At 64.9% G+C, this 23,228-nt stretch carries 22 protein-coding genes; 12 read left to right on the top strand and 10 right to left on the bottom strand.

The annotated features are described in order from the left end of the window. Positions 1 to 45 precede the first annotated feature (45 nt). From glyS to P0645_RS08015, 5 genes are read right to left on the bottom strand one after another with little or no spacing between them, the layout of a single operon-like run. Positions 46 to 2,427 carry a glycine--tRNA ligase subunit beta gene (gene glyS, locus P0645_RS08035; RefSeq protein WP_284164055.1) on the bottom strand — a complete coding sequence of 794 codons (2,382 nt, stop codon included), beginning with the start codon at positions 2,425 to 2,427 and terminating at the stop codon, positions 46 to 48. Further along, a complete protein-coding gene (locus P0645_RS08030; protein WP_284164054.1) occupies positions 2,427 to 2,906 on the bottom strand; it encodes a DUF6446 family protein in 480 nt (159 codons plus the stop codon). Before P0645_RS08030 ends, glyS begins: the two co-directional genes overlap by 1 nt. 2 nt (positions 2,907 to 2,908) lie before the next feature. Then, on the bottom strand, positions 2,909 to 3,640 hold the full coding sequence (locus tag P0645_RS08025; RefSeq protein WP_284164053.1) for an FkbM family methyltransferase: 732 nt from the start codon (positions 3,638 to 3,640) through the stop codon (positions 2,909 to 2,911). A 9-nt stretch (positions 3,641 to 3,649) separates the two neighbouring features. Beyond that, on the bottom strand, positions 3,650 to 4,345 hold the full coding sequence (locus tag P0645_RS08020; protein ID WP_284164052.1) for an FkbM family methyltransferase: 696 nt from the start codon (positions 4,343 to 4,345) through the stop codon (positions 3,650 to 3,652). Further along, positions 4,342 to 5,259 carry a glycine--tRNA ligase subunit alpha gene (locus P0645_RS08015; RefSeq protein ID WP_284164051.1) on the bottom strand — a complete coding sequence of 306 codons (918 nt, stop codon included), beginning with the start codon at positions 5,257 to 5,259 and terminating at the stop codon, positions 4,342 to 4,344. Before P0645_RS08015 ends, P0645_RS08020 begins: the two co-directional genes overlap by 4 nt. 165 nt (positions 5,260 to 5,424) lie before the next feature. Between P0645_RS08015 and P0645_RS08010 the strand changes: the two genes are divergently transcribed. Then, positions 5,425 to 7,194 carry a serine protease gene (locus P0645_RS08010; protein WP_284164050.1) on the top strand — a complete coding sequence of 590 codons (1,770 nt, stop codon included), beginning with the start codon at positions 5,425 to 5,427 and terminating at the stop codon, positions 7,192 to 7,194. Between the two features lie 32 nt (positions 7,195 to 7,226). On the opposite strand, the gene P0645_RS08005 is transcribed toward P0645_RS08010, so the two are convergent. Further along, entirely contained in the window at positions 7,227 to 7,892 is a 666-nt protein-coding gene (locus tag P0645_RS08005) for a TerC family protein (protein WP_284164049.1), read from the bottom strand. Between the two features lie 108 nt (positions 7,893 to 8,000). On the opposite strand from P0645_RS08005, the gene P0645_RS08000 reads away from it, so the two are divergent. The 11 genes from P0645_RS08000 (at position 8,001) to P0645_RS07950 (ending at position 19,027) form a co-directional block, all read left to right on the top strand. Further along, positions 8,001 to 8,438 carry a tellurite resistance TerB family protein gene (locus P0645_RS08000; RefSeq protein WP_284164048.1) on the top strand — a complete coding sequence of 146 codons (438 nt, stop codon included), beginning with the start codon at positions 8,001 to 8,003 and terminating at the stop codon, positions 8,436 to 8,438. Next, complete coding sequence (locus P0645_RS07995; protein WP_284164047.1) at positions 8,435 to 9,178, top strand: phosphate/phosphite/phosphonate ABC transporter substrate-binding protein; 744 nt, start codon at positions 8,435 to 8,437, stop codon at positions 9,176 to 9,178. The genes P0645_RS08000 and P0645_RS07995 overlap by 4 nt, the downstream gene beginning before the upstream one ends. A gap of 120 nt (positions 9,179 to 9,298) precedes the next feature. Continuing rightward, positions 9,299 to 10,075: an ABC transporter ATP-binding protein gene (locus P0645_RS07990; protein WP_284164046.1), complete on the top strand. Its 777-nt coding sequence runs from the start codon at positions 9,299 to 9,301 to the stop codon at positions 10,073 to 10,075. Positions 10,076 to 10,222: 147 nt separating this feature from the next. Continuing rightward, positions 10,223 to 10,948, top strand: a complete 726-nt coding sequence (locus P0645_RS07985; protein ID WP_284164045.1) for a transporter substrate-binding domain-containing protein — start codon at positions 10,223 to 10,225, stop codon at positions 10,946 to 10,948. A 65-nt stretch (positions 10,949 to 11,013) separates the two neighbouring features. Next, positions 11,014 to 11,895, top strand: coding sequence for an ABC transporter permease (locus P0645_RS07980; protein WP_284164044.1), 882 nt, complete (start codon positions 11,014 to 11,016; stop codon positions 11,893 to 11,895). Then, positions 11,892 to 12,731: an ABC transporter permease gene (locus P0645_RS07975; RefSeq protein WP_284164043.1), complete on the top strand. Its 840-nt coding sequence runs from the start codon at positions 11,892 to 11,894 to the stop codon at positions 12,729 to 12,731. The genes P0645_RS07980 and P0645_RS07975 overlap by 4 nt, the downstream gene beginning before the upstream one ends. 193 nt (positions 12,732 to 12,924) lie before the next feature. Beyond that, entirely contained in the window at positions 12,925 to 14,259 is a 1,335-nt protein-coding gene (locus P0645_RS07970; RefSeq protein WP_284164120.1) for a glutamine synthetase family protein, read from the top strand. A 116-nt stretch (positions 14,260 to 14,375) separates the two neighbouring features. Then, the gene (locus P0645_RS07965; RefSeq protein WP_284164042.1) at positions 14,376 to 15,059 is read left to right on the top strand and encodes a type 1 glutamine amidotransferase; all 684 of its coding nucleotides are present in this window, start codon (positions 14,376 to 14,378) and stop codon (positions 15,057 to 15,059) included. Positions 15,060 to 15,067: 8 nt separating this feature from the next. Further along, positions 15,068 to 16,420, top strand: coding sequence for a glutamine synthetase family protein (locus P0645_RS07960; RefSeq protein WP_284164041.1), 1,353 nt, complete (start codon positions 15,068 to 15,070; stop codon positions 16,418 to 16,420). Positions 16,421 to 16,427: 7 nt separating this feature from the next. Continuing rightward, the gene (locus P0645_RS07955; RefSeq protein WP_284164040.1) at positions 16,428 to 17,729 is read left to right on the top strand and encodes an NAD(P)/FAD-dependent oxidoreductase; all 1,302 of its coding nucleotides are present in this window, start codon (positions 16,428 to 16,430) and stop codon (positions 17,727 to 17,729) included. 83 nt (positions 17,730 to 17,812) lie between these two features. Next, the gene (locus P0645_RS07950) at positions 17,813 to 19,027 is read left to right on the top strand and encodes a DegT/DnrJ/EryC1/StrS family aminotransferase (RefSeq protein ID WP_284164039.1); all 1,215 of its coding nucleotides are present in this window, start codon (positions 17,813 to 17,815) and stop codon (positions 19,025 to 19,027) included. 98 nt (positions 19,028 to 19,125) lie between these two features. Here the strand turns inward: P0645_RS07950 and P0645_RS07945 are convergent, their stop codons facing one another. The 4 genes from P0645_RS07945 to P0645_RS07930 all read right to left on the bottom strand — a co-directional run bounded on the left by P0645_RS07945 (position 19,126) and on the right by P0645_RS07930 (position 23,179). Beyond that, complete coding sequence (locus P0645_RS07945; RefSeq protein ID WP_284164038.1) at positions 19,126 to 20,082, bottom strand: LysR family transcriptional regulator; 957 nt, start codon at positions 20,080 to 20,082, stop codon at positions 19,126 to 19,128. 19 nt (positions 20,083 to 20,101) lie between these two features. Beyond that, positions 20,102 to 20,680: a polyhydroxyalkanoate synthesis repressor PhaR gene (phaR, locus tag P0645_RS07940; protein WP_284164037.1), complete on the bottom strand. Its 579-nt coding sequence runs from the start codon at positions 20,678 to 20,680 to the stop codon at positions 20,102 to 20,104. 135 nt (positions 20,681 to 20,815) lie between these two features. Beyond that, a complete protein-coding gene (locus P0645_RS07935) occupies positions 20,816 to 21,265 on the bottom strand; it encodes a phasin family protein (RefSeq protein WP_284164036.1) in 450 nt (149 codons plus the stop codon). A gap of 120 nt (positions 21,266 to 21,385) precedes the next feature. Next, on the bottom strand, positions 21,386 to 23,179 hold the full coding sequence (locus P0645_RS07930) for a PHA/PHB synthase family protein (RefSeq protein ID WP_284164035.1): 1,794 nt from the start codon (positions 23,177 to 23,179) through the stop codon (positions 21,386 to 21,388). Positions 23,180 to 23,228 lie beyond the last annotated feature (49 nt).

Genomic DNA, 23,228 nt, shown 5'->3' with positions numbered 1-23,228 from the left:
CCTCCCGGACCCTCCCGGGATATTTGGAAACGAAAGAGGGGCTGATCAGCCTTCGAGTTTCGTCAGGTCGGCGACAGAGAGGCAGATGGTGCGGATGCGGGAGAGGAGGTTCAGGCGGTTGCGGCGGACGACCGGGTTGTCGGCATTGACCTGAACGGCGGTGAAGAAGGCGTCGATCGGGGCGCGGAGGCGGGCCATGGCCGACATGGCCTGCCCGAAATCCTCTGCCTTCATTGCGGGTTGGATAGCAGCCTCGGCGGTGTCGAGGGCGGCAAAGAGGGTGCGCTCCTCGTCGGTCTCGGCGAATTTCACGTCGGCGCCGTAGCTGTATTCGACGCCATCCTTGGCTTCGGCCTGGGTCAGGATATTGTTCGCGCGCTTGAAGCCCTGCAGCAGGTTTTCCCCGTCGTCGGTTTTCAGGAAGGCGGCGAGCGCCTCGGCGCGCTTGACCAGAAGGGTGAGGTCGTCATTGCCCGGCATGGCGAGGCAGGCGTCGATCACATCGTGGCGGATGCCCTGGTCCTTGAGGAAGACTTTCAGGCGGTCGTGGAAGAAGGAGAGGAGGTCATCGCGAAGTATCCAAGTTGCGTGTAGGCCGACTTGCATCGCTCTCGCAGCATAAGCAGACGCAATCTGATGAGCCTGATTTTCTGAGACTTGGGTCCTGTTTTCGGCTTCCTCGATCTCACTCCAGATTTGATTGATATGCGTCACTTCGCCGACCTGCAGGGCCATTAGCTCTGCAAGAGTTTGCGTTGCCTCTGAGTAGTCTGAGACAAACTGCGCGGTGAGACGTTCGACAGACTTCTCGTATTCTTGCTGAACGGCGATATCTCGGCTTTCATGCAGTATCTTAGCGAACTCCAACCGCACCCCATTCCCCAGCACCAACCGGATCACCCCCAGCGCCGCCCGGCGCAGCGCGAACGGGTCCTTCGATCCGGTCGGCTTCTCGTCAATCGCCCAGAACCCGGTCAGCGTGTCGATCTTGTCGGCGAGCGCCACGGCGACGGACACGGGTTCGGAGGGCACAGCGTCCGACGGGCCAAGGGGCGCGTAGTGGTCGCGGGCGGCGTTGGCGATGGCGTCCACCGCGCGCCCCGGACCTGATCCGGGGCCTCCCTCGGCCAGATCGAGGCCCCGGCTCGGGGGCCGGGGCGGGTTGGCGGAAAGCGCCGCGTGAACATAATAGCGGCCCATGATGCCTTGCAGTTCGGGGAACTCGCCGACCATCCCCGAGCGCAGATCGGCCTTGGCCAACCGCGCCGCCTGTTCGGCGGCCGCCGGATCGGCGCCGACCAGCGGTGCGATCTCGCGCGCGAGTGCGGCGATCCGCTCGATCCGGTCGGCCTGGGACCCGAGCTTGTTGTGGAAGGTGACGGATGTCAGCCCCTCAAGCCACTTGCCCATGCCCGCCTTGGCTTCCCGGAGGTCATTCTCCCAGAAGAATTTCGCGTCCGAGAGGCGCGCGGCCAGCACTTTCTGGTTACCCTTCAGGATCGTGGCACCCTGGTCCGAGGTCTCGGTATTGGCGACGGTGACGAAGCCTTCGATCCGGCCCGTGCGCGGATTGCGGACCGAGAAGAATTTCTGATGTTCGCGCATGCTGGTCTGAAGCACCTCGGGCGGCAGGCCGAGGAAGTCCTCGCCGATCCGGCCCATCAGTACCACCGGCCATTCGACAAGGCCCGCGACTTCGGACAGGAGGCCCTTGTCCTCGACCACCTCGAGCCCCGCCGCGAAGGCCATGTTGGTGGCGTCGGCCCAGATATGGGCCTCGCGCTCGGCACTGTCCAGGACCACATGGGCGCGCTTCAGCTTTTGCACATAGTCGTCGAAGGAGCTGACGGCGATGTCGCCCTTCGACAGGAAGCGATGGCCGCGGGTCACGTTGCCCGCGCGGATGCCGTCGACATCGAGCGGTACGACTTCGGCGCCCGCCTCGGTCGTCAGGATGCAGAGGATCGAATGAAGGGGCCTGACCCAGCGCAGTTGTCCAGCCCCCCAGCGCATCGACTTCGGCCAGGGGAAAGTGCGGATCGTGGCTTCCAGAACCTCGGCCACGATCGCGGGGGCGGTGCGGCCGGATTTCGTCATGACCGCGAAATAGACCTGGCCCTTCTTGTCGTCGCGCACCTCCAATTGATCGCGGGTCAGCCCCGTCGAGCGCAGGAAGCCTTCGATCGCGGCCTCGGGCGCGGTCGTCGCGGGACCTTTGCGTTCTTCGCGGACCGGGGCGCTTTCGGCCGTCAGCCCCTCGATCGCCAGGGTCAGACGGCGGGGGGTCGAGAAGGCGGCGGCGCCTGCATAGGTCAGACCGGCCGCGACCAGCCCGTCCGTGACGAGCTTTCTCAGATCCTCGCGCGCGCGGGCCTGCATGCGGGCGGGAATTTCCTCGGAAAAGAGTTCGATCAGCAGGTCGGGCATTACTTGTCCGCGCTTTCGTTCAGTTGCTGCCAGGCATAGGCCCGGCCATCGGGATAGACGGCCACCACCCGGTCGACGCCGGGGGCGATGTTTTCTTGCGACAGGAAGGGGACGGCCTTGCCCGCCTCAAGGTCGGTTCCGATCCGGCCCGCGTCGAAACAGTGAAACCAGGACGGCGCGTTGAGGGGAGTCGGCCTTTCGTAGATCACATAGCTTTCGGTCAGCATGGCGAGCGACATCGGCGTCACGAAACAGGCGCGGAAGCGCAGGGGTGAACTGTTCGCATCCACCCCTTCGAAATCGGATGCGACCAACATGGGTTCGGCAACCGCCCCCGCAATGGGCTGCAAGCGGATCTGCGCTTCGGCAGACGCCGGTTCGATTGCGCGGAAGTAGGCATATTCCTGGGTATAATAGAGGGCCAGACCGGCCAGAAGGGCGGCTATCACAATCGTACCTGCAACGATCTTACCATTCATGATCAGGGCCAATAGAGATTGATGTAGGGCGCGGCCATCTTGCGGGCGGCGCGGCGCATGGCGACGACCTGCGGATAGCGCCTGCGCTCGAGCCTTTCGTGCGTCTCGACGAAAAGTGCGCCGAAGTCCAGAGGCAGACGGCCGGCAAGAAGCGCCTCGAGCACCTCCCATTCCGCGCCTTCCACATCCATCTTGATGACAGCGACGGGCCTGCCGAACGCGTGCAGGAGTTCGGCAAATCCCATGACCTCGACAAGGCACCCGTCGACCGGGCGCATGCGACCGCCCTGATAGTGAAGCGAGCTCGCCTGAGAGGCATTGTCAAAGTCAGAGGCAAAATCGGCAGCCCGATAGAGTTGAAGCCGACCGTTCCGCTCGCCCACCGCCTTTTGGTGCAGGGTCACATTCGGCAGATGGCCAACGCGTTCCCCGAGCCGTTCGAAGGTCTCGGGATCAGGCTCGAACGCGTGAACCCGCGCACCGCTGCGCGCCATGATTTCGGTAAATGCCCCGACGTTCGCGCCCAGATCGAGACAGATATCGTCGGGCGTCAGCGCGGCGAGCCTTCGGTCCATTTCGCGCAGCGAGAAGGGAAACATCCGGCGGCGGTACTTGCGCGCGGCCGACCGGCCGATGAATCCCGGCGCGTCCTGCAGCCGCTCGAGGAGCGACAGGCTCCAGGTCGGGAACAAGTCCGGGTTCGGATCGGATCGAGAAGGATCGAACTGGCTCACGATTGATCCTCACGGCCAGTACAGGTTGATACGGGGCCGCGCGAGGCTTGCGGCGACCGTGCGCATCTTGTCGATCGCAGGGATCTGATCCAGGGCGCGCGTCTCGTGCGTCTCGACGAAAAGCGCACCGAAGGTCCAACGGCACGGGTCCCGAAAGATCTCGCGCAGGATGTCGAATTCCGCGCCCTCGATGTCCATCTTGATCAGCGACGCCGGACCCGGCAGGGCGTCGAGTATGTCGGCGAATGCGCGTTGCTCTACATCTATCGTCTCGGCCCGATACTGGCGGGAGGTCGAGAAGACGGTGGAGGCCATCTCGGAATAGTCGGCGCGCCTGTCGGACGGGGCGCGGTAGAGGCGAACGGTGCCATTGGTCGCGCCGACTGCGGCCTGATGCAGGACGACATTCGGCAGGTCACCGCAAGCCTCTTTCAGTCGGGCGAATGTATCGGGGTCGGGTTCAAAGGCGTGGACCATGGCACCGGTCGCGGCCAGGCGGCGGGTGAAGGTGCCGATATTGGCGCCGAGGTCGAGCGCGATGTCATCTGGACCGAGGCACCTCAGTTCATCCTCGAAGTCGGCAAGCGTTCGCGCGGCCCAGGCGCGGCGCAGTTTCCGGCGCGCCGATGCGCCAAGAAGGTTCGGCCATCGGCCGACGCGGGCAAGCAGCCACTGGTAGGCGTTTGCCGGCCGATAGTCTGTCATGCGCCCTGTCCGGTTGGCGTGGTGACAAAGGCGTCGGCGCATTTCCTGGCCAGCGCCCTGACGCGGCCGATATAGGCCTGCCGCTCGGTGACCGAGATCACGCCCCGCGCGTCGAGAAGGTTGAAGAGGTGGCTGGCCTTGATGCACTGGTCATAGGCCGGATGCGCCATGACGATGCGGCGGCCCGCCTTGTCCATCTCGTCGGCGGCAAGGATGCGTTCGCATTCGGCCTCGGCATCCTTGAAATGCTGAAACAGCATGTCCGTGTCGGCCTGATCGAAATTGTGGCGGCTGTATTCTTCCTCGGTCTGGCGGAAGATGTCCCCATAGACCAGCGGAATGGGCGACTGCGGATCGTTGAAGGGCATGTCCATCACATGGTCGATACCGAGGACATACATGGCAAGCCGCTCAAGCCCGTAGGTCAGTTCGCCCGAGACCGGCTTGCAGTCATGCCCGCCGACCTGCTGGAAATAGGTGAATTGCGAGACTTCCATCCCGTCGCACCAGACCTCCCACCCCAGGCCCCAGGCGCCAAGCGTCGGGCTTTCCCAGTCATCCTCGACGAAGCGGATGTCATGCAGCGAGGGGTCAAGGCCGATCGCGGCGAGCGAGCCGAGGTAGAGGTCCTGCAGATCGGGCGGCGAGGGTTTGATGATGACCTGATACTGGTAGTAGTGCTGCAGCCGGTTCGGGTTCTCGCCATAGCGCCCGTCGGTCGGGCGGCGCGAGGGCTGGACATAGGCCGCAGCCCAGGGGCGCGCGCCGAGCGAGCGCAGCGTCGTGGCCGGATGGAAAGTGCCCGCGCCCACTTCCATGTCATAGGGTTGCAGCACCGCGCAGCCCTTGCCCGCCCAGTAGGCCTGCAGGCGGAGGATGATTTCCTGAAAGGACCGGGGTCGGGTGATGGACATTCGCGCGCCTGTGGTGGAAAGCTGGTCCTCCTTAGGCAACGACCGGTCCGGGGTCAATCGGCGGGGGCTTGCGGCACACGGGTTTTTGGGGTGACGCCGCGCTGAAACCTGTTAGGTTGCGCCCCGGATTCGCAGGCATAAGACCCGACCGAGAGGCATTTGAGCATGAAACGCGCGCTTTGGACCGCAACCTTTCTGGGGGCGGCGTTCGCTGCAACCCTGGTGCACGGGCAGGACACCTGGGTCCAGATCGAGGCCCAGCCCTCGCTGACCGAGGCGGAGGACCGCGCCCGCGCCTATGCCGGGGCCTTCACAAATGTGCAGGGCTACCGGCTGAAGAGCGGCTGGTACGCGATCGTCCTTGGCCCGTTCACGCCGGAAGAGGCCGCAAGACAACTGGCGCTTCTGACCAGCGAACGGCTGATCCCGGGCGACAGTTTCGTCGCGACCGAGGGGGAGCTTGGCCGCCGGTTCTGGCCGGCGGGGCTCGATGCGGCCGCACCGGCCGAGACGGCAACCGCGCCAGAGGCCCCGCCGACCGAACTTGCAACCGCCGAACCTTCGACGACTGAACCGGTTGAAGCCGCCCCGGCGCCTGTCCTGCCGGAAGAGACGGTGGAAGAGGCGCGCCGGTCGGAATCCGCCCTGTCGGCGGACGAGCGGATGGACCTGCAGCGCGCCATGCAATGGTTCGGCGTCTATAAGGGCGCAATCGACGGGTCGTTCGGCAAGGGCACCCGCGCCGCGATGGCCGACTGGCAAGCGCAGATCGGCGCACCGGAAACCGGCATCCTGACGACCGCCCAGCGCAGCGACCTTGCGGGTCGCTGGGCGGCGGAACGCGCCGCCATGGGCATCGAGCGCGTAAGCGAGAAGGAAGCGGGGATCGACATCGACCTGCCGCTTGGCCTCGTGCAGTTCGACGGCTACCAGCCGCCTTTCGCCGCCTTCGGCGAGAGGGACGGGTCGGGTTATCAGGTCCTGCTGATCTCGCGCCGCGGCGACCAGAAGGATCTTGTGGCGCTTTATGAGCGGCTGCAGGCGATGGAAATCATGCCTATGGAGGGCGAGCGTTCGATCGGCCGCGCCACCTTCAGCATCGACGGCGAGGGCGGCGGCAGGACCGCCCACGCCGAAGCCGCCCTTGAAGGCGGCTTCATCAAGGGTTTCGCGCTGATCGCTCCCACCGGCGACGGCGCCCGGCGCGCGCGCGTGCTCGAGGTGATGAAGGCCAGCTTCAAGCCCGCGGGCTCGGTCGCGCTTGACGAAAATCTGGGCGAGCCCTCCTCGACCGCCGCCGCCGACCTGACGAGCGGTCTCGATGTCCGCCGCCCGGCGATCTCGCGCACCGGCGCCTTCATCGACGGTGCGGGCACGGTGCTGACGACCAGCGAAGTCCTTGCGGGCTGCACGCGGGTCACGCTCGACGGTCGCACCGAGGCAACCGTCGCCTTCGAGGACCCGACGCTTGGCTTCGCGATCCTGAAACCGTCCGCGCCACTCGCGCCGCGCGCCTTCGCCTCACTGGCGCCGACGGCACCGCGCCTTGATTCCGACGTGGCGCTTGCGGGCTATTCCTATGAGGACAAGCTCTCGGCCCCGGTCGTCTCGACCGGCACGTTCTCCGAAGGCCAGGGGCTGAACGGCGAGGCGGACATCGACCGGCTGACGCTGACGACGCTCGCGGGCGACGCGGGCGGCGCGGTCCTGAACGGATCGGGCGCGATGATCGGAATGCTGCTGCCAAAGGCGGATGAGGCGGGGCGCGAGCTTCCCAGGGATGTCAGCTTCACCCTCAAGGGCGCCGCAATCGGCAAGGCGCTGGAAGCGCAAGGCCTTGCATTCGCCACCTCGGACCGCACCGGCACCCTTGCCGCCGAGGATCTCGCAAAGCTTGCCCGCGACATGACGGTTCTCGTCAGCTGCTGGAAATGAAAACGGGGGCCGCTGGCCCCCGTTCCGTCCGCTCAGCCGCCGATCACGCCCGCGACGGCGGGGCTGACATCGTGCCAGCCCTCCCAGATCATCTTCAGCGCCACATAGAGAATGATCACAAGTCCCACATAGGCGATCCAGCGGTGCTTGTTCAGAAGCCGCGCCACGAAGGTTGCCGCAAGCCCCATAAGCGCGATCGACAGGACAAGCCCGATCGCCAGCACCGTCGGATGTTCGCGCGCCGCACCCGCGACCGCCAGCACATTGTCGAGCGACATCGAAACGTCGGCGATGACGATCTGCCAGGCGGCCTGCGCGAAGGTCTTGCGCGGCCCGCCGGCCGCGACCAGCCCGTCGGCATTGATGTCCTCGCCGGTCAGCGCCTCTTCGGCGCGCTCCTCGTCGGCGTGACCTTCGCGCAGCTCGCGCCACATCTTCCAGCAGACCCAAAGAAGAAGGATGCCGCCGACCAGAAGCAGGCCGATGATCCCCATCAACTCGGTCGCGATCAACGCAAAGCCGATCCGCATGACCGTCGCGGCGATGATCCCCACGAGGATCGCCTTGGCACGCTGTTCGCGCGGCAGACCGGCGGCGGCCATGCCGATCACGATCGCATTGTCGCCCGCCAGCACCAGGTCGATCGCGATCACCTGCATCAGGGCTGTGAAGCCCTCAGGCGTAAAGATTTCCATCATTTGGACTGTCCCCAATTTATCGTCGATAGTTAGTGGAGCGTGCGCGCGCTTTCAACTGGCCGCGCGTGCGGTCTTCTCGCCGCCGCTTCCGGCGGCTATAGCGGTTGCATGGTCAGTCGCTTTCTGAAGTCCCTGCTTGCTCCCGCGCCGTCTCCGGTATCCGGCGATGATGCAGCGCTTGCGCTCGCGGCGCTTCTCGTGCGGGTGGCGCGGGCGGACGGTTCCTATGACGAGGCGGAGCGGGACCGGATCGACCGCATCCTCGCCGCGCACCATGCGCTCGGCCCGTTCGAGGCGGTCGACATGCGGCAGCGCGCCGAAGCGCTTGAGGCGGAGGCGCCCGATACGGTCCGCTTCACGCGCGCCCTGAAAGAGGCGGTCCCACATGAAGACCGGCTCCGGCTGATCGAGGCGCTCTGGTCGGTGGCGCTTGCCGACGACCGGCGCGAGGCCGAGGAGGATGCACTGATCCGGCTGGTCGCGAACCTTCTGGGCATCACCGACCGCGACAGCGCGCTGGCCCGGCAGAAAGTGACGGGCCGATGATCGCAAGCCTGCCGATGTATGACTGGCCCGAGGTTCAGGCGGCCCACGACCGGCTGTGGGCGGGGCTGCGTGACAGGCTGCGCGCCGGGCGGCTGCCCGCGCCGGACGCGCTGTCGCGCGATGGACGCGCCTTCGAATGGACGGCGCCTGACCTTCTGCTGTCGCAGACCTGCGGCTTTCCCTACCGGACCGCGCTGCATGGCAAGGTCACGCTGGTCGGCACACCGGACTACGGGCTCGATGGTGCCCCGCCGGGCTATTATCACTCGGTTCTCGTCGTGCGGGCGGACCGCGCGGGCGAGTGGCGGGATTTCATCGGTGGCACGCTGGCGATCAACAGCTATGACAGCCAGTCGGGCTGGGCGGCGGCGCAGAACCACGCGGCCGAGGCCGGGCGCCGGTTCGACCGGATCCTGGTCACAGGCGCGCATATCGGCAGCGCCGCCGCTGTCGCCGATGGTCGTGCCGACATTGCGGCCATCGACGCGATGACCTGGCGGCTGGTCGAGCAGTACAGGCCCGCGGTCGCCGATCGGCTGCGGATATGCACGCGCACCGGCCCCACGCCGGGGTTGCCGCTCATCACCGCCTGCGCCGATCAGGCGGACCTGCTTCACACTGCCTTCGCCGGCGCGGTCGCGGATTTGGCGCCGGATGACCGGAAAACGCTTCGCCTGAGGGGAATCGTGCGAATCCCGGCCGAGGCATACCTCGCGGTTCCGACACCGGCCGAAACTTAGCAGATTGGACGATTGTACCGTTCAAATCGCACAACGTAGCGTCAATCCCGACAAATTTCACGTTGCAAAGCGAATATGATTCCGCCCTATTCGAAGAAACGGGGAAGGGATTTCACAAAAGTGTCAACGGCAGAGACTCCGGTCATCCAGATCACTGACCTGCACAAGGCCTATGGCCAGCTCGAGGTTCTGAAGGGCGTATCGATTACCGCACACAAGGGCGAGGTCATCTCGCTCATCGGCTCGTCCGGCTCGGGCAAGTCCACACTCCTGCGCTGCTGCAATCTTCTCGAGGAAAGCCAGCAGGGCGAGATCCTCTTCGATGGCGAGCCGATCCGCTGGAAGGGCGACGGATACGGCCGCCACCCGGCCGACCGCGCCCAGGTGATCCGGGTGCGCACCAACCTGTCGATGGTCTTCCAGCAGTTCAACCTCTGGGCCCACATGACCATCCTGCAGAATGTGATGGAGGCGCCCGTCACCGTCCTTGGCCGCGACAAGGCCGAGGTCGAGGCATCGGCGCGCAAGTATCTGCAAAAGGTCGGCATCGGCGACAAGTGCGACGTCTATCCCGCGCAACTGTCCGGCGGACAGCAGCAGCGCGCCGCCATCGCCCGCGCGCTGTGCATGGAACCCAAGGCCCTTCTCTTCGATGAACCGACCTCGGCGCTCGACCCCGAACTGGAACAGGAAGTGGTCAAGGTCATCAAGGCGCTGGCCGAGGAAGGCCGGACCATGCTCCTCGTCACCCACGACATGAAACTGGCCGCCGATGTCTCCGACCATGTGGTCTTCCTGCACAAGGGCCTGATCGAGGAAGAGGGCGCACCCGACCGGCTGTTCGGCAATCCGCAGACCGACCGCCTGCGCGGCTTCCTGTCGGCCACTGCCGCCTGATGGCAGGCATTCGTCCCTTGCGCGGGCGCAGCCTTGGCGCAAACACTATGAGGGTTGAGGACCGCGCGCCATCAGCGCTGTCCGACCGATGATCCCCGGCGGCGAGAACCGCCCAGATAAACCAAAAGTCCAACTGAGGAGACTGAAATGAAGAAACTGATCCTTTCCACCGCGATCGTCGCCCTGACCGCAGGCGTCAGCCTGGCGCAGGACGTGGTCCGCATGGGCACCGAGGGTGCCTATCCTCCCTCGAACTTCATCAACGACAAGGGTGAAGTCGACGGGTTCGAGCGCGAACTGGGCGACGAGCTGTGCAAGCGCGCCGAACTGACCTGCGAATGGGTCGTGAACGAGTGGGATTCGATCATCCCCAACCTCGTGTCGGGCAACTACGACACGATCATCGCCGCCATGTCGATCACCGACGAGCGCATGGAAGTCATCGACTTTTCCGAGGCCTATCAGCCGCCGACCCCGTCGGTCTTTGTGGCCAAGTCCGCCGATGCCGATATCAAGGGCGGCGTCATCGCGGCGCAGACCTCGACGATCCAGTCGGGCTATGTCGCCGAACAGGGCATGACGCTCGCGGAATATGCCACGGGTGATGAAACCATCGCCGCCGTGCGCAACGGCGAGGCCGATGCCGTGTTTGCCGACCGCGATTACCTCGGTCCGGTCGTTGCCGAATCGAACGGCGAACTGATGGTCGTCGGCGAGCCGGTTCCGCTGGGCGGCGGCGTCGGCATCGGCATGCGCAAGAGCGACGGCGAACTCAAGGCCAAGTTCGACGCGGCGATCACCTCGATGAAAGACGATGGCTCGCTCAACGCGATGATCGTCAAATGGTTCGGCGAAGGCGCCACCACCTGGTAATCTGAACCGGTCGGGGCGCGCGCCGACGCCGGTCGCGCGCCCCCTCCCCCAGCCGGGCCATTCCCATGTTCGACAGTTGCGCCGACCCCAAGACCCTCGAAGGTTTGAGCTGGTTTCTCTGCTTCCTGACTTCGGGCAAGCAGCTTTTGTTCTACCGCTCGTTCTTCATCGTGCTGATCCTTCTGGCCGTCACGGCGCCGGTGGCGCTGGCCTTCGGTTTCGGCGGCGCAATGGCGGCCCGGTCGCGCATCGCTCCGCTCTCGTGGTTCGGCAAAGGCTATTCGGCGATGACGCGCGGGGTGCCCGACATCGTCTTCTTTCTCTTCGTGCCGATCGCGATGGACCAGGCGCTGGAAATGATGCGCCACAAGATCAAATGCCCCGAATGGACTGACCCGATCTTCCGCGGCAGCGATTTCGTGGTCTGCCCCGAGGCGAAATTTCCCCTGTCGACCAGCCCGCAGATCTATCACGACCTGTACGCCTTCACCCTGGCTGTCATCGCCTTCGCCATCGTCTTCGGCGCCTTCGCGGCCAGCGTGATATATGGCGCGATGCAGGCCGTACCCCGCGCCCAGATGGAAACCGCCGAAGCCTATGGCATGACCGACCGCCAGGCCTTCTGGCGCATCCTGGTGCCGCAGATGTGGACCTATGCGCTGCCTGGCCTGTCGAACCTCTGGATGATCCTCATCAAGGCCACGCCGCTTCTCTTCATCCTCGGCATTCAGGACGTCGTCTACTGGGCGCGCGAGAATGGCGGCTACAAGACCGAACATTTCGACTATCCGCACCCCGACTGGCGGGTCTACTACTTCCTCGTACTCCTTGTCTTCTACCTCCTGATGACCAAGGGGTCCGAGGTGATTCTCGGTCGGCTGACCCGCAACCTGAGCCATGGGCAGGCGACGCTTGCCGGTGAACGGCAGCGGAGGGCCGGACGATGAGCTGTTATCAGACGCTTCTCGACTACGGCCTGCGCTCGATCGGCATCGGCGAAAGGCTCTTGCCCAAGTCCGACTTCACGCTCTGCGAACATTTCGTGCTGATCGGCTCGGGCTTCATCTGGAACTTCTACTTCGGGATCTTCGCGCTCCTCTTCGGCTTCTTCCTCGCCAATACGGTCGCTGTCGCCAAGGCCGCCCACAACCCCTGGGTCCGCAAACCCGCCGAATGGTTCATCTTCATCTTCCGCGGCTCGCCGCTCTTCATCCAGTTCTTCCTGGCCTATGAAGCCTTTGTCCTTCTGCCGCGCGTGGGCTTCGACCTGCCGCTTGGCTTCACCACGATCACGGTCGAAACCTCGTGGCTGACCAAGGCCTGGCTCGGAGCGCTGATCGTCCTCACGCTCAACACCGCGGCCTATGCGGGCGAGATCTTCTACGGCGCGCTGAACTCGATCCCCAAGGGCGATATCGAGGCGGCGGACGCCTATGGCATGTCGGGCTGGCCGCGCTTCCGCCGGGTGATGTGGCCGACGATGATGCGGCTGGCCTGGCCCGGCTACACGAACGAGGCGATCTTCCTCTTCCAGGCCACCACGCTCGTCTTCTTCTCGGGCTTCCCGGCCTTCCGCCAGCAGGGTGACGCGCTTTACTACGCCTCCTACTTCTCGGCCAAGACCTTCAACCCGTTCATGGCCTATCCCGTCATCGCCTTCTACTTCATCCTGATCACTCTGACGCTGACCTGGGTCTTCGGTCTGGTGAACAAACGGCTGAACCGGCATTTGCCGCAAAACCTGAAAGCAAGAATCCGCTTGCGTCCGCAGCTGGTCCGGTAGTATCTGTTATTTGATCAAATTCACCGGGCACCCGCCCGGACTGCGAGAGCGGCGTCTGGCACCTGACTTCCGGGGCGGATGGGATTGGTCGTAACGGGAGAAAGGACCAAGGGCATGGTCCCCATCCCCGCCTGACGACCAGAAGGGTCCGGAGGGCGGCGCGGATGGAACCGGGCCCTGGCTGCGACAGATGATGAAAGACTGGCTCAGAAAGCACCCTCAGGTGCGCACGATCCGCGTAGCTGCAGCGGATCTGAACGGGCAGGCGCGCGGCAAGCGCATTCCCGCCCGCTTTGCAGAAAAGGTGGCAACGGACGGCACGCGGTTCCCTATGTCAGTCCTCAACCTCGACATCTGGGGCGAGGATATCGAGGACAGCCCGCTTCTCTTTGAAAGCGGCGATGCCGACGGCATCCTCAAGCCGACCGAGCGCGGCTACATGCCGATGCCCTGGCTCGAGGCGCCGACCGCGCTTCTGCCGATCTGGATGTACCGCGAGGACGGCCGGCCCTACGAGGGCGATCCCCGCCACGCGCTGCGCGCGGTCGTCGACCGCTACAAGGCGCGCGGCCTGACGCCGGTCTGCGCGATGGAGCTGGAATTCTTCCTGATCGACGACTCGGGCAAGACCCTGCAGGTTCCGCCGTCGCCGCGGTCGGGCAAGCGCCGCAAGGCGGCCGAGATCCTGTCGATCCGCGCGCTCGACGCCTTCGACACATTCTTCACCGACCTCTACGACGCTTGCGAGGCGATGGATATTCCGGCCGACACGGCCATTTCGGAATCCGGCCTCGGCCAGTTCGAGATCAATCTGATGCACCAGGACGACGCGCTGCGCGCCGCCGATGACGCCTGGTTCTTCAAGATGCTGGTGAAAGGCCTCGCCCGCCGCCACGGCTTTGCCGCCAGTTTCATGGCCAAGCCCTATCCGGAATATTCCGGCAATGGGCTCCACACCCACTTCTCGGTGATCGACGCCAACGGCAACAACGTTTTCTCGAACGGCGGGCCGGAAGGGTCTGACATGCTGAAGAACGCGGTTGCCGGTTGCCTCTGGGCGATGAACGACAGCGCGCTGCTCTTTGCCCCGCACGCCAACAGCTACGAACGGCTGGTGCCCGAGGCGCATGCGCCGAACGCCGTCTGCTGGGCCTATGAGAACCGCACCTCGGCGATCCGCATCCCCTCGGGCAGCGCTGCCGCCCGGCGCATCGAGCACCGCACCGCCGGGGGCGACGTGAACCCCTACCTGATGCTCGCGGGCATTCTTGGCGCCGCGCTGATCGGCATCGAGGAGCGGATGGACCCGCCGCCGCCGATCACCGGCAATGCCTATGCGCTCGACCTGCCGCTCATCCCCGACACCTGGGAAGAGGCGATCAACGTCTTCGAGAAAAGCGAAAAGATCGCCCGCATCTTCCCGAAGGAACTGATCGCCAACCTGGTGATGACCAAGCGGCAGGAACTGCACTACATGGCGGAACTGTCGCCGAGCGAGCAGACGGAAATATACCTCGACACGGTGTGATTCAGCGTAGGATGGGCAATATTGCCCATCCTACACTCCGGTGCCAGCTGCCCGTACCTTGCCAGAGCGCGAAGCCGAGTTTACCTAGATATGAGACCCCGAACCAAGAGAATTTCATGCTGATCGGCATACTTCAGACCGGACAGGCGCCCGATGCCCTGCGCGACGAGATGGGCGACTATCCGGACTTTTTCCGCGAGCTTCTGGCCAACCGCGGCCTGCAGTTCCGCTCCTATCATGTCGAGGGGATGCAGTTCCCCGTCTCGGTCCATGATTGCGACGGCTGGCTGATCACCGGCTCGCGCCACGGCGCCTACGAGGATCATCCCTTCATCAAGCCGCTCGAGGATTTCATCCGCAAGTCGATCGCCGAGAAGGTTCCGATGGTCGGCATCTGCTTCGGCCACCAGATCATCGCCCAGGCGATGGGCGGCAAGGTCGAACGTTATGGCGAGGGTTGGGCGGTCGGGCCGACCGACTATGATTTCGACGGCCAGACGATCAAGCTGAACGCCTGGCACCGCGACCAGGTGACAGAGGTTCCAGAAGGCGCGACGGTCTGCGCTTCGAACGAATTTTGTGAAAACGCGGCGCTCGTCTATGGCGACCGCGCTTTCACGGTCCAGGCCCATCCCGAATTCAAGGACGAATTCGTCGACGGGCTTCTGCGGACCCGCGCGCCGGGACTTGTGCCCCCCGACGTGATGGCGGCGGCCGCCGCGAAACTCGGGCATGACAACGACGCTGCCGCGGTTGCGGACCGGATCGCGGACTTCTTCAAGCAAAACCGCAACAAATAGTGTGATTCATGTCCGACTGGACCCAGAAACTGCCACAAGCGGCCCGCGATTATATCGGCGGGCGCCGCGTGGACGAGGTCGAATGTATTGTCAGCGATATCGCGGGCGTCGCCCGCGGCAAGGCGATGCCAGCCTCGAAATTCGCCAAGCAGAAAAGCTTCTTCCTGCCGAACTCGATCTTCCTGCAGACGATCACCGGCGAATGGGCCGACAATCCGCTTGGTGATTTCACCGAGCCCGATATGGTTCTGGTGCCTGACTATTCGACCGCGACCGCTGCGCCCTGGGCGAGCGATCCGACGCTGCAGGTCATTCATGACGTGATCGACGACGATGGCAACATGGTCCCGACGGCGCCGAGGAACGTCCTGAAACGCGTCATGGCACTGTTCGAGACCGAAGGCCTGACCCCGGTCGTGGCGCCCGAGATGGAATTCTTCCTCGTCGCCCGCAACATCGACCCGAACCTGCCGGTGCAACCGCCAATGGGCCGTTCGGGCCGCCGCGCCGCCGCCAAGCAGGCCTATTCGCTGTCTGCGGTCGACGAATATGGCCAGGTGATCGACGACATCTACGATTTTGCCGAAGCACAGGGCTTCGAGATCGACGGCATCCTGCAGGAAGGCGGCTCGGGTCAGATCGAGATCAACCTGGCCCATGGCGACCCGGTCAAGCTCGCCGACGAGATCTTCTTCTTCAAGCGGCTGATCCGCGAGGCGGCGCTGCGCCACGACTGCTACGCCACTTTCATGGCCAAGCCGATCGAGGGCGAACCCGGCAGCGCCATGCACATCCACCATTCGGTGGTGTCGAAGGACACCGGCAAGAACATCTTCTCCGACGGCAAGAAGGAAACCGAGGCCTTCCATCATTTCATCGGCGGCCTGCAGAAATACCTGCCTGCGGCAATCGCGCTGCTCGCCCCCTACGTCAACAGCTACCGCCGCTACGTCCCGGGCTTCGCAGCACCGATCAACGTCGAATGGGGCCGCGACAACCGCACTACGGGCCTCCGCGTGCCGGTCTCTACCCCGTCTGCGCGCCGCGTCGAAAACCGCCTCGCCGGGATGGACTGCAACCCCTATATCGGCATCGCCGCCTCGCTCGCCTGCGGCTATCTCGGCCTGAAGGAAAAGATCGCGCCGCGCCCCGAGCGCAATATCGAGTTCAACGATTTCGACGACGACATCCCGCTGACGCTTGGCCAGGCGCTCGACCTCTTGGCCGAGGCCAAGCCGCTCCGCGAGGTTCTCAGCGACGACTTCTGCCTGGTCTACGAAAGCGTCAAGCGCAACGAGTACAAGGAATTCCTGGAAGTCATCAGCCCGTGGGAGCGGGAGCATCTGCTCCTCAACGTCTGAGGCGCCCATGGATCTGCTCTTCGCGAACGACAAGGCGGGGACCTACCCCGCCTCCTACTACGCTGCCACCCGCGCCGACCTAGCGCCCTTCCCTGCCCCCGCGGGCGATCTCCGCGCCGATGTCTGCGTCGTGGGCGGCGGCTTTACCGGCCTGTCCGCCGCGCTGCACCTCGCCCAGCGCGGGCTCGACGTGGTTCTTCTGGAAGCGCACCGCGTGGGCTTCGGCGCCTCGGGCCGCAACGGCGGCCAGGTCGGCACCGGCCAGCGCCAGGATCAGGACTGGCTCGAAAGGACCCTGGGCCGCGACCATGCCCGCCAGCTCTGGGACCTGTCTCTGGAATCGGTCGAGATGGTCCGGACGCTCATCCGCGACCACGACATGCCCTGCACCTTCCACGACGGCATCGTCCACGCCTGCTTCAGCCAGGGCGAGGTCGACCACGCCCGGCACTATGCCGAGAAGATGGCGCGCGATTACGGCTACGACCGGATCACGCCTCTCGACAGTGACGCGCTGCAGGCGATCCTGCCCGCGCCCCTCTACAAGGGCGGCGACATCGACCGGGGCGCGGGCCATGTCCATCCCCTGAACTATGCCGTGGGCCTCGCCCGCGCCGCCGCGAAGGCCGGCGCCCGGCTGCACGAGAACGCGCTCGTCCAGCGCATCGACCATGGCGCCCGGCCCGTCGTCCACACCGCCGATGCCCGCGTCACCTGCGACCATGTGATCCTCGCCTGCAACGGCTATCTCGGCGGGCTCGATCCCCATGTCGCTGCCCGCGTCATGCCGATCAACAATTTCGTCGTCGCGACCGAACCGCTCGGCGACCGCGCGGCCGAGGTGCTGCGCGAGAATGTGGCGGTCGCCGACACCAGGTTCGTCGTGAACTACTGGCGGCTGTCCGAGGACAACCGCCTCTTGTTCGGCGGCGGCGAAAGCTACGGCTACCGCTTCCCCGACGTGGTGAAGACGGTGCGCAAACCGATGCTGGAGGTCTATCCGCACCTCAAGGACGTCAGGATCGACTATGCCTGGGGCGGCACGCTTGCCATCACCATGAACCGCATGCCCTGCTTCGCGCGGGTTAAACCCAATGTCCTCTCCGCCTCGGGCTATTCCGGCCATGGCGTCGCGATGGCCACCCTTGCGGGCCGGCTTCTGGCCGAGGCGGTGGCGGGTCAGGCCGAGCGTTTCGACGTGATGGCATCCGTCCCCATGCACCGTTTCCCAGGCGGCCCGGCGATGCGCTGGCCGATGCTCGTCCTGGCGATGACCTGGTACTCCATGCGCGACCGGTTGGGGATTTAAGCCGATCGGTCACAATTCCTTTGGACGGTCTTGTTAACTTCAGTTACAGGAAAGCTGAAGAAGACCTTCAGAAAAGGTGACGCATGGCGCCCGACAGCCTGACCCAGACGGCAGCCCCGAACGTCTATGACGCCGAACCCATCCCGGAGGCCGCGCGCGCCGAGATCGAGCGGCTGCTGACCTCGGGCGACCTCTTCCGCTATACCGCGCCCGAAGGCGCGCCGGTGGCGCTTCTGGAACAGGAATTCGCCAGCCTTCTGGGCGCCCGCTACGCGCTCGCCGTCTCCTCCTGTTCGGCCGCACTCTTTCTGTCCTTGAAGGCGCTCGACCTGCCGAAAGGCGCCCGCGTCCTCATCCCCGCCTTCACCTTCGCCGCCGTCCCGTCGGCCGTCGTCCATGCCGATTGCGTGCCGGTGCTCGCCGAGGTCGGCCCGAACTTCCGCGTCGACATGGCGGATTTCGAGGCCCGCCTCGACCGCGACATCGCCTGCGTCCTCATCAGCCACATGCGCGGCCATACGTCCGACATGGACCGGATCATGGAGCTGTGCGACGCACGGAACATTCCGGTCATCGAGGACGCGGCCCATTCGCTCGGCACCAAGTGGAACGGCCGCAATATCGGCACGATCGGCAGGATCGGCTGCTTCTCCTTCCAGTCCTACAAGCTGGTGAACGCAGGCGAAGGCGGGATCCTCGTCACCGACGACCCCGAGATCGCGGCGAAATGCGTGATCATGTCGGGCGCCTATGAGCAGAACTGGAAGAAACATCCCGGCCTCCAGAACAGCTACATGCACTGGCAGAACCGCCTGCCGCTCTACAACATGCGCATGCAGAACCTGTCAGCCGCCGTCATCCGCCCGCAGCTGCCGCTGGTGTGGGATCGGGTGAATGCAGGCCGCGCGAACCACGACCATGTCGCCGGGCGGCTGAACCGGTCGGACTGGCTCGATGTGCCCCCTGCCCTGCCACAGGAACAGCGCGCCCCCGACAGCCTGCAGTTCAACCTGCTCGGGTCATGGACCGACGCCGAAGCGCGCGCCTTCCAGGACGCGGCCAGGAAACGCGGCGTTTCGGTGCAGATATTCGGCCTGTCCGAGGACAATGCCCGCGCCTTCTGGAACTGGCAGTTCCTGGGCGATATCCCCGACATGCCGCAGACCCGCGCCATGCTGATGCGCGCCTGCGACCTCAGGCTTCCCGCGCGGCTGAAGCGGCCCGAACTCGACTTCATCGCCGACGCGCTTCTGGCCGCCGTGGGCCAAGTCAAGACCGCCCGCCCCGACGCCGCCTGACCGCATCTCCCTTCCGTTTTCAAATATCCCGGGGAGCGCGAGGGGCTGGCCCCTCGCCCCTTCCGCGATGAGCGGGCGCAGCCCGACGAAGAGCGCCCTCAGGCAGAGATCACCCGCAGCCCCTCTGCCATCCAGGGATGCTCGCCCAGGACCGGCGCCACGATCGTCTCCTGCAACAGGAGCCTGAGCCGCGCCGCGATTTCGGCGGGCATCGTGCCCAGCACATCCCGCCGCGCCGTCAGCGCGATGCGGCGCATGAGCGGCGGCATGGGCAGCCGCATCAGCTCGACATGTTCCCGGAACCGCGCCGCATGCAGGACGGCAAGCGGCGTCAGGATCGTCCAGCCCGACCCGGCCGCGACCATCGCCAGGATCGAATGATAGCTGTCCAGCTCGAACCGGTGCGCGGGCCGCGCCGGCTGGCCCGCCAGCGCATCGGCGATGAGCCGACCCATGAAATGGCGCGCGCTGTAAAGGACAAGCGGCAGGCCGGGGTCGAAGGGCACATGGCCCCGCGCCCTGGGCAGGACGGCGACGAACGGTTCCTCCAGAAGCCGGTGGACCTCATGGCGCGAGTCGGCACGACCAAGGTCGGCCGCCACGATCAGGTCCAGCGACCGCGCCTCCAGCCCCTCCTGCAGCCGATGGCTCGGGCCGGTTTCCAGGACGAACTGGCAGCCCGGCCATTCCCGCCCGAGGTCCGACAGCAGCCGCGGCGTCAGTTCCGCCTCGAAATCCTCGATGAATCCCAGACGGAAGCTCGACAGGCCCGACAGGCCCGACAGGCCGATCGCCGCCCGCGCCGCCGCAAGTTCGTTCACGATCGCCTGCGCGTGACGGCGGAAGGTCGCGCCTGCGGGCGTCAGCCTGAGGGGCCTTTGCGTCCGGTCGAACAGCGTAGCCCCGAGCGCGGCCTCCAGCGCCGTGACCTGCTGGCTGATGGCCGAGGGCGAGGCTGCGAGCCTGCGCGCGGCGCCCTGCACCGTGCCTTCCTCGGCCGCTGCCAGAAAGGCCTCGATCGCCCAGAGCGTGACGCGGCCCGGCTGCTCGGTCATCTGCCCCCGGGCCCCGGCGCTACAGTTTCGAAAGTTTCGCCTGCAGATCGGCAAGCTGCTTCTTGATCGCGGCCAGATCGTCGTCGGACGCAGCCGCCGCCTTGGCCCTGGGCTTTGGCGCCTCCTCCTCGGCCTCGGGCGCCGGGCCGGACGATCCGGCGAACCCGCCCATGATCGACTTCAGGAAGGCCTGCTGCTGGCGCTGCAACGCATCGAACCCCGGCATCGAGGCCATGGGATTGGGCAGATGCGACCATTGTTCCATCAGCTTCGACTGCCCGTCGCGCAGCATCTCGAACGAGGCGGCCAGGAACTGCGGCACCACGCTCTGCGCGCTCGTCGTGTAGCTGCGCACAAGATCGGTCAGTACATCGACCGGCAGCACATTCTCGCCCCGGCTCTCATGTTCGGCAATGATTTGCAGCAGATACTGGCGCGTCAGGTCATCGCCGGTCTTCAGGTCGACGATCTGCACCTCGCGCCCGTCGCGGATGAAGGCGGCGATATCCTCAAGCGTCACATAGTCGCTCGTCTCGGTATTGTAGAGCCGCCGGCTGGCATAGCGCTTGATCAGCAGCGGCTTCTTGTCGTCCGCCATCATATCCTCCCCAGGAGTTCTTTTGGCACTGCGGCAAGATAAGCTGCACTTGCGAAAGAACACAACAAAAAGAAAGGGCGGCTCCGCAAGGGAACCGCCCGGACCAACCTGTCCTCAGGGAGGATAGAACAGGGATTACTTCGCAGCCGCAGCGGCCTTCTTGGCCACGTTGGTGACTTCGGCAGTGGCTTTCTGCACCGCAGCAGCCGCATCTTCCGAAGCGGTCTTGCCGGCGGCGAGCATCAGCTCGACCGTGTCCATCTGCACTTTCTTCGCGACTTCGGCGAAGGCGGCGAGGTTCTCGGCAGCCATTTCGGCCGCGGCCGAAGCGAAATCGCTCACGGCCTTGGTGTAGTCGGCCGGCTCTTCCTTGACCTTGGCGAGCGTGCCAACCTTGGCGATCGTCTCTTTCGCCCATTTGGACGAGATTTCGTTCGATTTCTCGGCAGCTTCAAGGGCAACCTTGGTCAGCTTCTCGCCGAACGCGGCCGAGGTCTTGAACGCGCCCTGGGCAGCGGTCGCGTCGAACGGGAAAGCCTGCATCATGTCCTGCATGACTTTGGTGAAGTCCTGGGTCTTAGCCATTTCATATCTCCTGATCAGCGGGCCGCGCCCGTTTCATCTCTACAGCCCATATACATTCTGCAGTGCAGCATTTCAAGTGGAATTGCTGCACTGCAGAAAAAATCTTAGCCGCAGGGTGTATCAGGCGTTTGGCACTTCCGTGACATATGTGCCCGGCGCGTCGGCAAGTGCCGGATGTCCGGCATCGCCCGGCGCGCGGGCGGCGGTCTTCTTGCCCGACCGTTCGTCAAGCCAGTCGCCCCAGCGCGGCCACCAGCTGCCGCGGTGCTTCTCTGCCGCCGCCTTCCAGTCGCCCGCGGCCTCCATCGGGCCGTCGCTGGTGTAGTGGCCGTACTTGTCCTTGCCGGGCGGGCTGATGATTCCGGCGATATGGCCGCTTTCGGCCAGGATGAAGGTCTTGTCCTTCGCCCCCATCTGCCGGACACCGGCGAACGAGGATTTCCAGGGCGCGATATGATCGGTCTCGCAGGCGACGGCGCAGAGCGGCACCTTGACGTCTTTCAGAGAAACCGTCTCGCCGCAGATCGTGAACGTCCCCTTGGCAAGCCCGTCCGACTGGCAGAGGCCGCGCAGATATTCGACCGCCATGCGTGCAGGCAAGTTGGTGCCGTCGCCGTTCCAGTAGAGAAGGTCGAAGGCAGGCGGCGCCTCGCCCATCATGTAGCTCTTGATCGCGGGCCCGTAGATCAGGTCGTTCGCGCGGAGGAAGGAAAAGGTCCGCGACATGAAATATTTGTCGAGAAAGCCCGCGCGCGCGCATTCCGCCTCGATCCCGTCGACGAAATCATTGTCGAGGAAGACGCCGACCTCGCCCGGATCGGAAAAGTCGGTGAGCGTGGTGAAGAAGGTCGCCGAACTCACCGACTTGTCGCCGCGCTTTTTCATCAACGCGAGCGTCAGCGACAGGGTGGTGCCCGCGATGCAATAGCCGACGGCATTGACCTTGTCCTCGCCGGTGATGGCCTTGGCCTCGCGGATCGCCGCAAGGAAGCCGTCCTCGACATAATCGTCCATGCCGACATCGGCATAGCTCGCGTCGGGGTTCTTCCAGCTGACGACGAAAAGCGTGAAACCCTGATCCACGATCCACTTGATCAGCGAATTCTGCGGCTTCAGGTCCATGATGTAGAATTTGTTGATCCAGGGCGGGAAGATGACGATCGGCACTTCGCGGACCTTCTCGGTCGTGGGCGCGTACTGGATCAGTTCGATCAGGCGGTTGCGATAGACGACCTTGCCCGGAGTCGTGGCGATATTGCCGCCGACCCTGAACGCCTCTCGGTCGGCGAGCGTCACGACCAGATCGCCGTGATTGGCCTCGATATCGCGCACGAGGTTCTCCAGCCCCTGCACCAGGCTCTCGCCCTCGGTCGCCACTGCCTTTTCCAGCGCGTCGGGGTTGGTGGCGAGGAAATTCGTCGGCGCCATCAGATCGAGGATCTGCTTCGAGAAATAGCCGACCCGAGCCCTGTCGCGCGCATCCAGCCCCTCAAGATTGCCGATCGCCTCCTGCATCGCCTCGGCATTGCGCAGATATTGCTGCTTGATGAAGTTGAAATAGGGATGGGTCTTCCACAGCGGGTTGGAAAAGCGCCGGTCGTTCGGCGTCGGATCGTCGGGCGCCTTCATCTCGCCCTCCGCCAGCGCCTTCTGCGCCTCGACATAATGCTGCAGCGCCTGCCCCCAGTAGCTGACCTGCTGCTCCATCACCTTCGTGGGGTTCTGCAATGCCTCGGCCCACCAGGCGCCCGCCGCCTTGGCGTAAAGCTCGAACCCCGGCGCCTCCAGCGCCGGATTGGGCACGCGCTTTTGTGCAATCGCAGCAATCAGCCGCTGTGACAGAGCCTCGATCCGCGCCACGTTCGCGTTCAATTTCTCAAGATCTGGCGGAGAGTTCGCAACTTTTGTTGTCATGGTAACAAATCCCCCCTACTCTCCTGCACTGCAGCATAACGCTGCCCGG

Source organism: Frigidibacter sp. SD6-1, assembly GCF_030143255.1.
In the GTDB taxonomy this organism is placed as follows: Bacteria; Pseudomonadota; Alphaproteobacteria; order Rhodobacterales; family Rhodobacteraceae; genus TMP-24.
Note: the sequence above shows the minus strand (reverse complement) of the source record. Positions and strands in the feature narration are given on the sequence as shown.